Genomic DNA, 13,864 nt, shown 5'->3' on the forward strand with positions numbered 1-13,864 from the left:
TGGTGTTCCGGGGCCCGGTGTTCCGGGTTTGTATCCTCATGGGTAAGGCGCGATGGTGAAGAGCGGATCGGGTTCCCTGTTCGAGGCGGAGGCGCCGCGCCCGCTGGCCGACCGGCTGCGGCCCACCGCGCTGGATCAGGTGGTGGGGCAGGAGCATCTGCTGGGGCCTAAGGGCCCCATCGGCCGCATGGTGGCGGCCCATCGCTTGAGTTCCATGGTGTTGTGGGGCCCGCCGGGCTGCGGCAAGACCACCATCGCCCGCCTGCTGGCCCAGGCCACCACCCTGGCGTTCGAGCCCCTGTCCGCCGTCTTCTCCGGCGTGGCCGACCTGCGCAAGGTGTTCGAGGCGGCCAAGCAGCGCCGGCAGGCGGGCCAGGGCACCCTGCTGTTCATCGACGAAATCCATCGCTTCAACCGTTCGCAACAGGACGGATTCCTGCCCTATGTCGAGGACGGCACCGTCACCCTGGTGGGCGCCACGACGGAGAATCCGTCGTTCGAGCTGAACGCCGCCTTGCTGTCCCGTGCCCAGGTCTTCGTCCTGAACCGGCTGGGGGAGGAGGCCCTGGAGAAGCTCATCGGCCGGGCGGAGGCGGAGGAGGGGCGCGCCCTGCCGCTGACCGAGGATGCGCGTGCCGCCCTGAAGGCCATGGCCGATGGCGACGGCCGCTATTTCCTGAACCTGGTGGAGGAAATCTACGCCGTGGTGCGGCCGGGCGAAGACCCGCTGGACACCAACGCCCTGACCGTGGCGGTGCAACGGCGCATGCCCCTCTATGACAAGGCGCAGGAGGGGCACTACAACCTCATCAGCGCCCTGCACAAGTCCTTGCGCGGCTCGGACACGGATGCCGCCCTCTACTGGTATTCCCGCATGCTGGCGGGGGGCGAGGATCCGCGCTACATCGCCCGCCGCCTGGTGCGCTTCGCCAGCGAGGATATCGGCATGGCCGATCCCCAGGCCCTGACCATCGCCCTGGCCGCCTGGGACGCGTATGAGCGCCTGGGCAGCCCGGAGGGGGAGTTGGCCGTCGCCCAGTGCGTCATCTATCTGGGCACGGCGCCCAAATCCAACGCCGCCTACATGGCCATCAAGCAGGCGCAGCGGGCCGCCAAGGAGACGGGCAGCCTGATGCCGCCCATGCACATCCTGAACGCGCCCACCCGCCTGATGAAGGATTTGGGCTACGGCAAGGGCTACAACTACGACCACGACACCGCTGACGGCTTCTCCGGCCAGAACTATTTCCCCGACGGCATGGCGCGGCGGGAGTTCTATCAGCCGGTGGAGCGCGGCTTTGAGCGCGAGATCAAGAAGCGGCAGGACTACTGGGCCAAGCTGCGCCAGCGGGCCAGCGAGGGCGGCGGGGAAGGCTGAGCGTCCCGCGCCAAGGACAGGAGCCGCCCTATTGCCTTGTATCGACCGTTTCCACGCCGCAAACGCAAAGCGGCTTGCGATAGGGTCCCGGCCTCCGTTTCAGTTCCCTTGACGAGGATTCCATGGATCGCAGGCAGTTTCTGTCCACCGCCGCCGTTCTCGCCGCGACGCCCGCCCTGACGCCGGCCCCAGCCGCCGCCGCGCCGGCGACGCCGCCGGCCGATCCCCTGAACCCGGCGGGTATCCGCGTGGCCGGCATCCGCATGATCCCGGTGGCGGGCGGCAAGTACAAGGTATGGACCAAGAAGATCGGCAGCGGCGCCGTGAAGGTGCTGTTGCTGCACGGCGGCCCCGGCTTCACCCATGAATACCTGGAGGCGATGGAGTCCTTCCTGCCCGAGGCCGGGATCGAGATGTATTATTACGACCAGCTGGGGTCGAACAATTCCGACCAGCCGGACGACAACAGCCTCTGGACCTTGCCGCGCTTCGTGGAGGAGGTGGAGGAGGTGCGCCGTGGACTGGGGCTGGACCAGTTCGTGCTCTACGGCCATTCCTGGGGTGGCATCCTGGCCATCGACTACGCGCTGAAATATCAGAAGCATCTGAAGGGCCTGGTCATCTCCAACATGGCGGCCGGCATCCAATCCTTCCTGAAGCGCGTCAACTCCCTGCGCGGTCTCATGAAGCCCGAATCCCAGAAGCTGATCCGCGAGCTGGAGGCGAAGCAGGCCTACGACGATCCCGCGTACGAGAAGATCATGATGGAGGAGCTGTATCCCCAGATGATCTGCCGCCTGGACCCCTGGCCGGAGCCTGTCACCCGCGCCTTCCGCCATGCCAATCTCACCATCTACAACCAGATGCAGGGCAAGAGTGAGCTGGAGGTGACGGGCAACCTGAAGGATTGGGAGCGCTGGGACGCGCTGCCCCAAATCAAGGTGAAGACCCTGACCATCGGCGCCACGCATGACGAGATGGACCCAGAAGACATGAAGCGTATGGCGACGCTGATGCCCAACGCCCGCTCGGTCATCTGCCCGCACGGCAGCCACCTGTGCATGTGGGACGACCAGGACTTCTACTTCAAGAACCTGATCCCCTTCCTCAAGAGCGTGTGACCGCTGCGGGCGGCCGTTCCCGCTGAAACAGCGGAATGGGCTCAGGCCCGCGCCTTGGCATCCGCCGCCATGGCGTGGGCGTAGGTCTTGGCCGCCTGCACCACATGCGTGACGGCGCGGGCGATGTCGTCCGGCGGCTCTCCCTCGCGGGCCAGGGCGCTGTCGTCCGTCGCCACGCCCCGCACCAGGGCGCCCAGGCGGGCCGTGGCCGCCTCGCAATAGCCGATGCGCCGGGCGTCTGGCGGGCCGGGGATGGTGCGTTCGTCCAGCCAGGCGACGGTGGCGGCCCCCGCCAAGCGGCGTAGCGTCTCCAGCAAGGCGGCCGCCTCATCCAGGTGCGCCTTGCGCCGCCGGCCCTCCAGCACCATGCGCTGGCGCGTCACCTCGGCGGCGGTGCTGGCCAGGCCGGCGGCCCGGCGGGCGGCGTCGATCTCGGCATAAGGCGTGTGCCCCGCCCGCACCACCAGGATGGCGTAGCGCATATTAGCCTCCACCGCCGCCGCCAGCTTGTGCGGGAAGCCCTTGGGCTCCCGCTCCGGCCACAGGACCAGGCAGCCAGCCAGGCCGATAAGGCTACCCAGCGTGTTGTTGAAGGCGCGGGCCAGGGCGATGCCCTCGCCATGCGCGTTCAGGCCCGGGTGCAGCAGGTCGGCCACCAGCACGAACAGCGGCGTCAGGAAGGTGACGAACAGGCTGTAGCTGACGGAGCGCAGGGCGATGGTCGCGGCGGCCAGGGGGAAGATGGCGGCCAGCAGCCACAGGGGCGTGGGCAGGGCCACGGCCAGGAAGGCCGCCGCCGCACCGCCGATGACGCTGCCCACCACCCGTTCCAGGGTGCGGGGCCAGGTGGTGGCCGCCTGCGGCTGCATCACCACCACCGCCGCCATGGTGGCCCAATAGGCGTAGGCGACGTCCAGATAGGCTGTCACGGCGTAGGTGGCGGTCACCACCAGGGCCACGCGCAGGGCATGCCGCGCGATGGGGGAGGAAGGGGCCAGAGCCAGGCGCAGGGCGCGGGCCGGCGTCAGGCGGCGGCGCGGCGCCTCGTCATTTTCCGGCACGGTGGCCAGCGCGCCGTCATCCACCGGCGGCGCCCAGGCGCGGGTCAGGTCGGCCAGGGCCTGGGCGCAGACCTGGGCCACCCGGCCCACCAGGTCGTAGGCCGGCCGCGCGACACGGTCCAGCACCTCCGCCTCATAGGCCACCAGGGTGCCGTCGGGTGCGGAGCGCAGGACTTGGCGGCCGGTACGGACCAGCGCGGCGCGCAGTTGGCGCAGGGGCAGGGTGTCGGCGTCGGTGGGCGTGCCAGCGGCGTGCGGCTCCAGGTCATAGCCCAGCGCGATCAGGCCGGCGAAGATGCGCTCCCCCGCTTCGATGGCGGCCAGCAGGGCCCGGCGGATGTCGCGTCCGGCCCCGCGGCCGGCGGAGAACCGGCCCACGGCGGCGCGTGCCCGCTCGATGGTGTCGCGCACCGCGCGGCGATGTTCGGCCGCATGGGCCTTCCAGCGCGCGTCCTGGGTGGCACCGCTGCTGTGCAGGGCCAGCAGCTCGGCCGTCATGTCGCCCAGCTCGGTATAGATGGCGGCCACGGCGCGGCGGGCGGGGGCATAGGGGTGGATGGGCCACAGCACCAGGCACAGCGCCACGGCCCAGCCGCTGCCCAGCAGGAACACGCCCGACAGGCGCAGGGCGTCCGCCGGCGGCATGGGATAGCCCACCGCCACCACGGCGACGCAGCAGGCCAGCACGCCCACCTGGGTGGCGGCCGGGCCATAGACGCGGCTGAGGCAGCAGATGGACAGGGCGGCGAACAGAACGGCCGCCGCCCAGCCATGCCCCAGGGCCGCCACGGCGCTGATCGCCCCCGCCAACACCGTGCCGATCAGGGCGAAGCCGCCCATGGCCCGCAACCGCACGCCGAAGGGTCCGCCGGGATCGGCCAGGCAGGCCCAGAAGGCGGCGAATGCGGCCCAGGACAGGACGGGCTGGTCCAGATACAGCGCCAGCGTGACCATCAGCGCCACCGCCGTGGCGGCGCGCAGGCCCTCGGTGATGCCGATCTGCTCCGGCGTCAGCGCGAACGAGCGCGCCTGCAGCCAGCGTGCAAGCCGGCTCAGCGGGGAGGAGCGGTCGGTGGGCACCGTGTGGGCGTGGGACATGGAATCTCAAATAGGCGAACGAAGGACCGGGACAACGGTAGCGAAAGTCGTTCGCAGATGCAGCATTGGTGTGTGCAATGCGGTATTGCCATGCGGGCAGGTTTGCGCATTGGGGCCCGAAAAGTCTTGCGGGTGGAGGGAACGGCGCCAGAATGGGCATCAACGGAACGGACGCTTGAGGGGGCGGGCGTGACCATTTGGAACCAGCGCGTGATCAGGGCCGGCATCGCTCTGCTGTCCTATTTCATGGCCACCTTTTTCACCTTCCTGCCGGACGGCAATGGTGAACACGGTTTGCAAAACCTGTTCTGGGGCTTGCTCTACGGTTTCGGCTGGCACGTGTCGGGAACCCTGACGCACTACAGCCATGGCGCCGACATTTTCGGGTTCTTCATCTGGCCATTCATCATTTGGGTGATTGTATTCCTGACGGCGGGCATTGGTTTCAACTCCTCACGCCCGCTGCGGCGTCGCTTGGTCTGGGCGGTGCTGGCGCTGTCGCTGTGCATCGTCCTGCCCGGGAAGATGGCGTTTGCGCTTGGCTTCAAACGTCTGCCGACGTTCAACAACCTGGTGGCAGCGGCGTACTGATGGGTAGGCGGATGCTGCGTTGGCTGGTGCGCATCGCTGTGTGGCTGGGCCTGTCGCTGGCTACTGCCGTCGTCATGTTGGTGCTGTTGTGGAAGGCGGCGGATCTGGACTACGTCGCGGATGCCGATGGCCGCCTGCCGGAAGACGAGGCCCTGGTGGAAGGGTTGGCTGACGCTCTCGGGCATTTCGGTAGTGAGGGTCCAACCTACCTTTCTTTTCATGGACGAATTTTTCCAGACGATCTCCTGGCGGCAATGCGCGCACGGCGGTCGGAGGTGGCTCTCTTGTCCTGTCCTCCAATGTCGAAACGGGACCGGACATGTGCCATTGGATATCGAAATGCTTCGGACGACGGTGGGGGCCATATGACGCTCATCGACGTAACGCGGGTGGAGATACCTCTCTGGCACCTCGCACAGATTCGCTATTCCTTCTACAATGGCGGAGGCGAACGGATCCTGGTCAAAGCTTTCGGCAAATGGCGGATCATCCACCGCTGGGACATCCATGTGCTGGTGACAAGAATCTTGGATGAAGACGATGGCGAATCCTCTCCTGATGAGGCGCCGCAGCAGCTAAAGGTGCCACGGAGCGACCCCTAAGCCAGCCTGTCAGCGGGCCGCCACCCGCTCCATCAGTGCCGCCTTGACCGCCGACACCGGTGCCGTCCAATCCCCTAGGCGGGTTTGCCGGAACAGGCGCAGGGACGGGTACCACGGGCTGGTGTCGCCGGTGTCGTGCCAGCGCCAATCGGTGGTGGGGGACAGCAGCAGGAAGGCCGGCACGTTGAGCGCGCCGGCCAGATGGATGCAGGCGCTGTCGGAGCCGATGACCAGGTCCAGCCCGGCCACCAGGGCGGCGGTGTCGGCCCAGTCGCGGATGGAGGCGGCGGCGTCGCGGATGCGGCCGGGCGGTACGGCCGGGTCAGTCAGGGCGGCCTTGGCCGGGCCCATCTGCAGGCTGACGAACTCCACTTCCGGCACGTCCAGCAGCGGCAGCAGGGGGGCGAGGCCGGGGGAGCGCCAGCGGTCATCCGGAAACTCGGGATTGCCCTGCCAGAACAGGCCGACGCGCAGGCGGCCCCTCTTGGCACCCAGCATTTGCCGCCAGCGCAGCGTGCGGCTGGGGTCGGCCTTGATGTAGGGTCCTGTCCAAGGCACGGCGGCGGGTTCGGGGCAGAAACGGCCCGGCAAATCCATCATGGGCACCTGCGCATCCCAGGGCGGCGGTGCTAGGGAGGCCGCGCCCGGCACCGGGGTCTGCGCGTCAACCACCACGGCGCCATATCCCTGGGCGGCCACCAGCGGGGCCAGGCCGGCCGGCACCTCGATGGTCAGCCGGGCGCCGGCCGCGGCCAGCAGGGGCAGGAAGCGCAGGCACATCAGGGTGTCGCCCACCCCCTGTTCATGCCACACCAGCAGGCGCAGCCCCGCCGGCTCTTCGCCGGTCCAGGCGGGCAGGTTCTGGTGCCGGGGCGGCTTGGCGGCCGAGGGCCAGCGCCAATGGTAGGCATCGAAGCCCTCCCGATACCGGCCCAGGCGCAACAGGCACAGGGCCGCGCCGAAATTGGCCACGGGGTCCGTGGGCGCCAGGCCCGCCGCCGTGTGGAAGGCGTCCAACGCCTCCTCCGTCCGGCCCAGCAGCCGCAACAGCACGCCCAGGTCGCGATGGGGCAGCATGGCGTCCGGCCGCCGCCGCGCCGCCTCCGCCAGCTGGGCCTCCGCCTCCTCGAAACGCGAAAGGCTGGTCAGGGTGTTGGCCAGGGCGCAGCGGGGGAGGGGCGCGTCCGGCGCCGCGCTGACGGCGCGGGTCAGCAGGCCGACCGCTTCCGCCGTGTCGCCGCCGCGCCGCCGCAACTCCCCCAGGTTGTTCAGCGCCAGGATGTCGAAGGGATCGCGTGCCAGGATGTGCCGGTACCAGGACTCCGCCTCTCCGACGCGGCCCAGCCGCTCGCACAGGCGGGCCAGCTCCGTCACCAGGGACAGGTCATCCGGCGTCCGTTCCACGCAGGCGCGCAGGGCATCGGCGGCAGCCGACAGCCGTTCCAGCCGGGCCAGCAGGCGGGCCATGTTGCGCAACGCGTCGGGATGGTTGGGATTCAGGCGCAGGGCCTGGGTGTAGGCGGTCAGGGCCTCATCCGCGCGACCCAGCGTATCCAGCACTTGGGCGTGGTTGGCGTGGTAATCCGCCACGCCCGGCTGCCGCGCGATGGCCCGCGCGATCAGGGATTCAGCCTCCGCCGGCCGTCCCGCCTGGGCCGTGGCAACCCCCAGCAGGTGCAGGGCGTCCGGCTGTTCCGGCTCCTGCACCAAGAGCGAGGTGTATAGGGCGCTGGCGTCCGCCAGGCGGCCCGCCCGGTGGTGATCCAGCGCCACCGTCAGGACCTCCCCGACGGTGCGCATGCCTTTGGTCCTGGGTGCCTCGGGTGCCATGCCGCAGTGATACCCCCAAGGAGGGAGTTAGGCTAGCGCGGGCCGTGGTCCTAAAGGTCACATCCGGGTAGGGCCGTCTCCCCGCGTCCCTTGGTCCGGCCTGCCATCGGCCCCGCCGCGGGTGAGGTGCAGCCAGCCCAGCATCCGCCCCCAGGGGCTGAGGCCGGACGACGGCGTTTCCGACTCTGCAGTCACCGCCTCATCCTCCGCCGTGCCATCCTCCGGTGTGCCGGCCGGGATCTCCGGCGTCGCGGTGGACGTCACCTGGGCCCGCATCTCCGCGAAGTCGGCGACAGCCTGCCCCTGCAGCATGCGCACGCCGGCGTCCAGCGCGCTATGCACCACGGCCAAGCTGTCGCAATGGGTGAGGATGCAGCGCTCCGCCCCCAGCACGCGCAGCGCATGGCGGAGGGCGGCCGCGGTGGGCACGTCATGCGCGCGCAGCGGCGTGGCGGGGCCGTCGGGGCCGTTGGGCAGCGACGGCATCAGGCGCAGCAGCACGTCTTTGGGCAAGGACAACTCCGTCGCGCGGTCCAGGGGCACATGGTCCAGCACCATCAGGCACTGCCGCAGGCGGCCAATTCGCAGCGCTTCCCCCACCGCGTCCGGTGCCACCAACCACTCGGCGTAGGGCAGCTCGATGGCCAGGCGGGCATGCCAGTGGGCGGGCAACTCGTCCAGCAGCGCGGCGAAGGTTCCGTTGCGCACCGTGCCGGCGTGCAGCTTCACGGCGATGGGAAGGCGGGGGGACGCGTCCTCGTGCAACAGATGCCGCAGCATCCGCTGGTCCAGCACCTCGGTCACGCGGGCGTGCATCCACGGGACCCCGACGATGGTGACCTGGAACAGCCGTTCCAGCGCCGCCAGGTCCACCGTCTGCTCCAGCATGACCGGTTCCAGCGAGGTGCCGTCATCCCTGACGCGGTAGATGGGATGGCGCCGCACCAGCGACGACATATCCGCGCCATGCAGTCCCCGTTCGATGCGCAACAGGGTCGCCACCTCATCGGTCGCGGGGGCGGGCGAAAGCAGCGAACCCTCCCCCGTCAGCGTGCGCAGGCAGGTGACCAAGGCTTTGGCCTCCCGGGGGAGATCGAACCAGTGCGCGTCCACCTTCCCCTGGTGCGCGTCGGCGAATACGGAGCGAACGCGGTCAACGGCGGCCAGCAGGGTCCCGGCGCTCCGTGTATCGCCGACAAGAAGCCAGCCGTAAGGGCCTATCCTATAAGTATTAATCCTAAGGGCGTGGCCGGCCGGGGCTGTGACAGCCTTTAGTTCGCTGCCCATAATCCTATGAATAACCGGCTCACAGGCATCCGGGAGGCCCGAAAGATCAAGCATGGCAGCCCGGTGCGGCGCACTATTCTGTGTGATACTGCCAATATCTTCTAATATATTTGCTATTTTTCTGGCCATGACGGGCCTTCCCCGCGACAGGTATGGTGTCTGTTTCTCATATTTGCTCTGGCGTTATTATATAGCGCTTAAAATTTCCCTGGTTATGATTTGAATCAATTCAGTTTTTTGGGTGATCATTAGGCTTGTGGAGCTAACATCACCCTGACTGATCTTCCCGTCGGGATGTTGGGTCTTGTCCGGTGCGGGCTGATGCCCGCCTGGCAAGCACCTGAAATTCCACAGGAAGCCCGGCCCCGCAGATAAGAATGACAGACTTTTGGCAGACCCAAGGGATGGCGGCTCCCAAGGCCGGCGCGGTATCAGCCAGTGCTCCCGCCAAACGCCCGGACCCCGCGAAGTTCACTACCCTGCCGCCCCCTGTCGAGGAGTCGGAGGAGTGGATCATCAGCTACATGGATATGGTGACCCTGCTGATGGTCGTCTTCCTGGGCATGGTGGCCATCTTGGGCGTCAAGAACCGGGCACCTGACGCCGCCGTCAAGGAGGCCGCCAGCGGGGCCCCCAACCGCGCCACCGGGGGGCGGTCCTGGCGCAGGGCCCGTCGCTGGACGGGGGCCCCATCGCCGTCCTTCCCACCATAGCGATCACCGGGCTGCCAGTACCCTCCGCGCCGCCGCCGCCCACCGGTGGGGAGCCGGTGCCGGCCGGTGGGGAGGAGGAGGGCGGCGGGGAAACCTTGTCGCCGGCGGCCCGGGACTTGCTGAACCAATTGGAAGCCGCCGGCCGCCCCGCGGGCCTGGATGTCATCGTCTCGGATCGCAAGCTGACCATCGCCATCAAGGACCGCATCCTTTTCGCCTCCGGCAAGGCCGACTTGGCGGCACCTGGCCGCCAGTTGCTGGGGCAGGTCGCCCACAGCCTGCGGGCCCTGACCGGGGTGATCACGGTCGAGGGGCACACGGACGATGTGGCCATCGCCACGGCGCGGTTCCCCACGAATTGGGAACTGTCCTCCGCACGGGCCACCGCCGTGGTGCGGGAACTGATCGCCGATGGGGTCGAGCCCGGCCGGCTGCGCGCCGTGGGGTATGCGGACACCAAGCCGCTGGACCCGCACGACCGCGCCGCCAACCGCCGGGTCACCATCGTGGTGGAGCGCTAATGCGGTGCCGTGCTGGGCCTCTCAGATCAAAGGCGTTACCCTGCGCCCAGGCATCAACCGGACCGGAGAGCCCCGCCCCATGTCCCCCGACGACGATCTGCGCCGCATCGCCTTGCAGGAAGAGCGCCTGGTGTTCACCCAGTTTGGACAGGAAGAGGCGTGGGCCGTGGGTCTATGGCTGCGCCAGGCGGGGCTGGCGCGCGGCGGGGTCATGGTGGTGGATGTTTCGCTGCATCACCAGCAGATGCTGCGCCTCACGGTGGGTCGCGCCACACCGGATCACGATGATTGGGTCAGGCGCAAGCGCAACACCGCGCTGCACTTCGCCCGGAGTTCCTACGCCATCGGCCTGACCCTGGCGCAGCAGGGAACGACGCTGGAAGCTAAAAGTGGCCTGCCCCACCGGGATTACGCCACTCATGGCGGGGCGGTGCCCCTTGTGGTGACAGGGGCCGGCTGTATCGGGGCCCTGACCGTTTCGGGCTTGCCGCAGCGGGAGGACCACACCCTGGCAATGGCGGCCCTGGCCCATGTGCAGGCCCGCGATATCAGCGACATCACGCTGACGTGACTTAGCGATCCAGGGTGATCGGACCGTCGCGGGTGGTTCCGGTATTGGTTTCCGGCGACTTGGTCAGGTTGTCGCCCCGGCTGCGCTTTTCCTCATGCTTGCCGTAGATTTTGTCCAGGCGTTCGAACTCCGCCTTGTGGAAGGCCTCGACCTCCTCACGGTTGCCGAACTGGGGTGCCGTGATGATGATGTCGTCGATGGGGCCGTCGGTGCGGGGCGGCTCCACCGCCTCCGGGTCCTTGGGCGGGGCCGCGACCTTGACCACCGAGGTCGGCAGGCCGTTCTTGTCCAGGCCCGGCTTGGGGGCGTCCGGCTGCTGTGCGGCGGGCTGCCCCGCCGTGGCGGGTTGGGCGCTGGTCTGGGCCGAGACGGCGGGGGCGGTGAGAACCGTCAGCGCAAGGGCGGCCGGGCCGAAGACGGCATGCAGCGGGCGGATGGAGGAAGGCCAGGTACGGGCGAGCACGGGGATAACTCCGCAGCGACGGTCATATAGCTTACCACGTGGGACCGTCCTGCCAACTGTTGCCTGACCGCTTGTCGTGCGCGCATCCGTTGCAATCCGGACAGGTGTGCCGGGGGGATGGGGCGCTTTGGGGGCTGGAAAGGCCGTGCGCAGGACGCGCGGCGTGCCGCCGCCCATGTATAATGCCATTTCTGATCAAGGGATTGAGGGGGAAGACGGTGCCCGTCTTCGATGAATATATCGGTATCGATTGGACGGGGGCCTTACCCGCCCGGGGTATCGCCATCGCCTGGGTGCGCCCGGACGATGGCGTCGTGCGCCTGGTGCCTTCCCCTGGTCGGCACTGGACCCGGCGGGCCGCCATGGATTGGGTCGGCGACCGGCTGCTGGCACATCACCAGATGGGCACCCGGGCCTTGGTGGGCATCGACTGCGGTTTCGCCCTGCCGTATGTCCCGGGTGCGGGCTACCTCGATGGTCGCGCCGCCGGCGTCGATGACCTGTTCGCCCTCTGGGATTTGGTGGACACGGCCGCTGGCACGGGCCCCGGCGCGGACGATTTCTGTGGCACCCCCGCGCTGGCCGATCCCCGCCTTGGGCCCAGCTTCTGGGTGGCGGGGCGCCGCCCGCCGCACTGGACCGACGCCGAGGGCGGCGGCAAGCGTCGACGGGTGGAGTTGGTGGCCGCACGCACCGGGGTGGGCACGCCCGTCTCCGTCTTCAACCTGGCTTCCGCGTCCAAGCAGGTGGGCAAGGCCTCTCTGGCCGGCATGCGCTCCCTGCGCTACCTGAAGGGCCGGGTGGGAGAGGGGCTGGCGGTGTGGCCGGCACAGGCCCCGTTGGTCACCGATGGCGGGGCGGCGTCGGTCGTGACGGAGATTTATCCCACCCTGTTCCGCCGCCGTGCCCATGGCCTGGCCAAGATTCGCGACTGGTCCGCCATGGCGGTGGCGCTGGCCCGGCTGGGGTGTGGCCTGGCGGGACGTGAAGCGGATGAGGGCAGCCATGCGGGGACGGTGGCGCCGCCAGCCTTTGACGACCACGCCGGCGATGCCATGATCGCCGCCGCCGGCATGATGCGTTGGGCGGTGCGGGACGATGTCTGGGCGCCCAAGGGGCTGGACACCGCGACGGCGCGGCGTGAAGGATGGATTTTTGGCGTCACCGGCGATATGTCCGGCGATGCCGAAGCCGTCTTGCGCGATGGTGCCGCCGGGGGTGGAACATGATCCAGGTTATGGCCGTCGCCTTGGGCGGTGCCTTGGGCTCCGTCCTGCGGTATCTGTCGCAGGTCTGGCTGGGGCGCCTGCTGGGGTTGGATTTCCCTTGGGGCACCCTGTTCGTGAATGTGGTGGGCTCGCTGATCATGGGCGTGCTGGCGGAGTTGGCGGCGCGGGTGTGGAGTCCGACGCCGGAACTGCGCGCCTTCCTGGTGGTCGGGGTGCTGGGTGGTTTCACCACCTTCTCGTCCTTCTCGCTGGACATCGGCATGCTGGTGTCGCGGGACGACTGGATGGTGGCGATGCTGTATTTTATGGCGACGCTGGTGGTCGGCGTCGGCGGTCTTTTCGTGGGCATGGCCCTGGTACGTGCGGTGGTGACATGAGTGAAGAGGGTGGCCGTAAGGTCGAGACGCGGACCGTGACCGCCGATGAGGCGGAGATGCGTCTGGATCGCTGGTTCAAGCGGCATTACCCGGCGCTGAGCCATATCCAGCTGGAAAAGCTGCTGCGGACCGGCCAGGTGCGGGTGGATGGCGGCCGCGTCAAGGGCGCCACGCGCCTGGAAGCTGGGCAGTCCGTGCGCATTCCCCCCATGCCCGACCTGGCGCCCCTGGCGCCGGGCGCCGTGACGCGCAAGGAGCGGCCGCTGCTGTCGGACAAGGAAGTGAAGGCCCTGCGCGACGCGGTGCTGTACCGCGACAGCGACGTCATCGTGCTGAACAAGCCCGCCGGCCTGGCGGTGCAGGGCGGCACCGGCCAGAACAAGCACCTGGACGCCATGCTGGACGTGCTGACCTTCGACGGGAAGGAGCGGCCCAAGCTGGTCCACCGCCTGGACAAGGACACCAGCGGCTGTCTGGTGCTGGCGCGCAGCAGCTTCGCCGCCACCCGGCTAGCCGGCTATTTCCGGGGCAAGGACGCGCGCAAGTATTACTGGGCCGTCACCGTGGGGGTGCCCAAGCAGTACCAGGGCAAGATCGACGCCGCCCTGGCCAAGGAAGCCGGCACGCGCGGCGAGCGCATGGCCGTGGACGAGGATGAGGGCGCCCGCGCCGTCACCCTGTACCAGGTGATCGAAAACGCGCACCGGCAGGCCGCCTTCGTCGCCCTGTGGCCGCTGACGGGCCGCACGCATCAGCTGCGCGCCCACATGGTGGCCATCGGCACCCCCATCCTGGGCGATGGCAAGTACGGGGGGCAGGAGGCCTTCCTGCCCGGTGGGGCCGAGCTGCCGCGCCAGTTGCACCTGCACGCCCGCCGCATCGTCATCCCCAACCCACGGGGCGGCAAACCCATCGACGTGTCGGCCCCCTTGCCGCCGCACATGGCGCAAACCTGGGACTATTTCGGGTTCGATATGAAAGACGGCGACCCGTTCGCCAGCTACGCGTGATTCCGGGACCAG

The 13,864-nt window shown here is 68.8% G+C and carries 14 protein-coding genes; 10 read left to right on the top strand and 4 right to left on the bottom strand.

The genetic code is table 11. The annotated features are described in order from the left end of the window. Positions 1-52: 52 nt before the first annotated feature. On the top strand, positions 53-1,378 hold the full coding sequence (locus tag UCD39_RS24225) for a replication-associated recombination protein A (protein ID WP_330498204.1): 1,326 nt from the start codon (positions 53-55) through the stop codon (positions 1,376-1,378). Positions 1,379-1,500: 122 nt separating this feature from the next. Next, positions 1,501-2,499, top strand: a complete 999-nt coding sequence (locus UCD39_RS24230) for a proline iminopeptidase-family hydrolase (protein ID WP_330498205.1) — start codon at positions 1,501-1,503, stop codon at positions 2,497-2,499. A gap of 41 nt (positions 2,500-2,540) precedes the next feature. On the opposite strand, the gene UCD39_RS24235 is transcribed toward UCD39_RS24230, so the two are convergent. Next, positions 2,541-4,658: an FUSC family protein gene (locus UCD39_RS24235; protein WP_330498206.1), complete on the bottom strand. Its 2,118-nt coding sequence runs from the start codon at positions 4,656-4,658 to the stop codon at positions 2,541-2,543. Between the two features lie 189 nt (positions 4,659-4,847). Here UCD39_RS24235 and UCD39_RS24240 point away from each other — a divergent pair, with 189 nt between their 5' ends. Both UCD39_RS24240 and UCD39_RS24245 read left to right on the top strand, forming a co-directional pair. Further along, complete coding sequence (locus UCD39_RS24240) at positions 4,848-5,249, top strand: hypothetical protein (protein ID WP_330498207.1); 402 nt, start codon at positions 4,848-4,850, stop codon at positions 5,247-5,249. A gap of 11 nt (positions 5,250-5,260) precedes the next feature. Beyond that, positions 5,261-5,851, top strand: coding sequence for a hypothetical protein (locus UCD39_RS24245; RefSeq protein ID WP_330498208.1), 591 nt, complete (start codon positions 5,261-5,263; stop codon positions 5,849-5,851). A 9-nt stretch (positions 5,852-5,860) separates the two neighbouring features. Here UCD39_RS24245 and UCD39_RS24250 read toward each other — a convergent pair whose 3' ends face one another. Continuing rightward, positions 5,861-7,651 (bottom strand): tetratricopeptide repeat protein, encoded by a 1,791-nt coding sequence (locus UCD39_RS24250; RefSeq protein ID WP_330498209.1) that lies wholly within the window; start codon positions 7,649-7,651, stop codon positions 5,861-5,863. Between the two features lie 87 nt (positions 7,652-7,738). Next, entirely contained in the window at positions 7,739-8,794 is a 1,056-nt protein-coding gene (locus tag UCD39_RS24255; RefSeq protein ID WP_330498210.1) for a hypothetical protein, read from the bottom strand. A 578-nt stretch (positions 8,795-9,372) separates the two neighbouring features. On the opposite strand from UCD39_RS24255, the gene UCD39_RS24260 reads away from it, so the two are divergent. The 3 genes from UCD39_RS24260 (at position 9,373) to UCD39_RS24270 (ending at position 10,773) form a co-directional block, all read left to right on the top strand. Continuing rightward, entirely contained in the window at positions 9,373-9,681 is a 309-nt protein-coding gene (locus UCD39_RS24260) for a flagellar motor protein MotB (protein WP_330498211.1), read from the top strand. Between the two features lie 56 nt (positions 9,682-9,737). Then, entirely contained in the window at positions 9,738-10,202 is a 465-nt protein-coding gene (locus UCD39_RS24265; RefSeq protein WP_330498212.1) for an OmpA/MotB family protein, read from the top strand. Positions 10,203-10,281: 79 nt separating this feature from the next. Then, positions 10,282-10,773 (top strand): heme-degrading domain-containing protein, encoded by a 492-nt coding sequence (locus tag UCD39_RS24270; RefSeq protein ID WP_330498213.1) that lies wholly within the window; start codon positions 10,282-10,284, stop codon positions 10,771-10,773. 1 nt (position 10,774) lies between these two features. Here the strand turns inward: UCD39_RS24270 and UCD39_RS24275 are convergent, their stop codons facing one another. Next, a complete protein-coding gene (locus UCD39_RS24275) occupies positions 10,775-11,236 on the bottom strand; it encodes a hypothetical protein (protein WP_330498214.1) in 462 nt (153 codons plus the stop codon). A 218-nt stretch (positions 11,237-11,454) separates the two neighbouring features. Between UCD39_RS24275 and UCD39_RS24280 the strand changes: the two genes are divergently transcribed. The 3 genes from UCD39_RS24280 to UCD39_RS24290 are packed head-to-tail and all read left to right on the top strand — an operon-like array spanning position 11,455 to position 13,852. Beyond that, complete coding sequence (locus tag UCD39_RS24280) at positions 11,455-12,465, top strand: hypothetical protein (RefSeq protein WP_330498215.1); 1,011 nt, start codon at positions 11,455-11,457, stop codon at positions 12,463-12,465. After that, entirely contained in the window at positions 12,462-12,842 is a 381-nt protein-coding gene (gene crcB, locus UCD39_RS24285) for a fluoride efflux transporter CrcB (RefSeq protein WP_145729979.1), read from the top strand. Before UCD39_RS24280 ends, crcB begins: the two co-directional genes overlap by 4 nt. Then, positions 12,839-13,852: an RluA family pseudouridine synthase gene (locus tag UCD39_RS24290; protein ID WP_330498216.1), complete on the top strand. Its 1,014-nt coding sequence runs from the start codon at positions 12,839-12,841 to the stop codon at positions 13,850-13,852. Before crcB ends, UCD39_RS24290 begins: the two co-directional genes overlap by 4 nt. Positions 13,853-13,864: the final 12 nt, after the last annotated feature.

Source organism: Nitrospirillum karajorum, assembly GCF_036348415.1.
Lineage (GTDB): Bacteria > Pseudomonadota > Alphaproteobacteria > Azospirillales > Azospirillaceae > Nitrospirillum > Nitrospirillum amazonense_B.

Coding starts and splice junctions, on each gene's coding strand:
- UCD39_RS24230 (WP_330498205.1), top strand. CDS start 1,501: ATGGATCGCAGGCAGTTTCTGTCCACCGCCGCCGTTCTCGCCGCGACG.
- UCD39_RS24245 (WP_330498208.1), top strand. CDS start 5,261: ATGCTGCGTTGGCTGGTGCGCATCGCTGTGTGGCTGGGCCTGTCGCTG.
- crcB (WP_145729979.1), top strand. CDS start 12,462: ATGATCCAGGTTATGGCCGTCGCCTTGGGCGGTGCCTTGGGCTCCGTC.
- UCD39_RS24250 (WP_330498209.1), bottom strand. CDS start 7,651: ATGCGCACCGTCGGGGAGGTCCTGACGGTGGCGCTGGATCACCACCGG.
- UCD39_RS24270 (WP_330498213.1), top strand. CDS start 10,282: ATGTCCCCCGACGACGATCTGCGCCGCATCGCCTTGCAGGAAGAGCGC.
- UCD39_RS24260 (WP_330498211.1), top strand. CDS start 9,373: ATGGCGGCTCCCAAGGCCGGCGCGGTATCAGCCAGTGCTCCCGCCAAA.
- UCD39_RS24235 (WP_330498206.1), bottom strand. CDS start 4,658: ATGTCCCACGCCCACACGGTGCCCACCGACCGCTCCTCCCCGCTGAGC.
- UCD39_RS24225 (WP_330498204.1), top strand. CDS start 53: ATGGTGAAGAGCGGATCGGGTTCCCTGTTCGAGGCGGAGGCGCCGCGC.
- UCD39_RS24290 (WP_330498216.1), top strand. CDS start 12,839: ATGAGTGAAGAGGGTGGCCGTAAGGTCGAGACGCGGACCGTGACCGCC.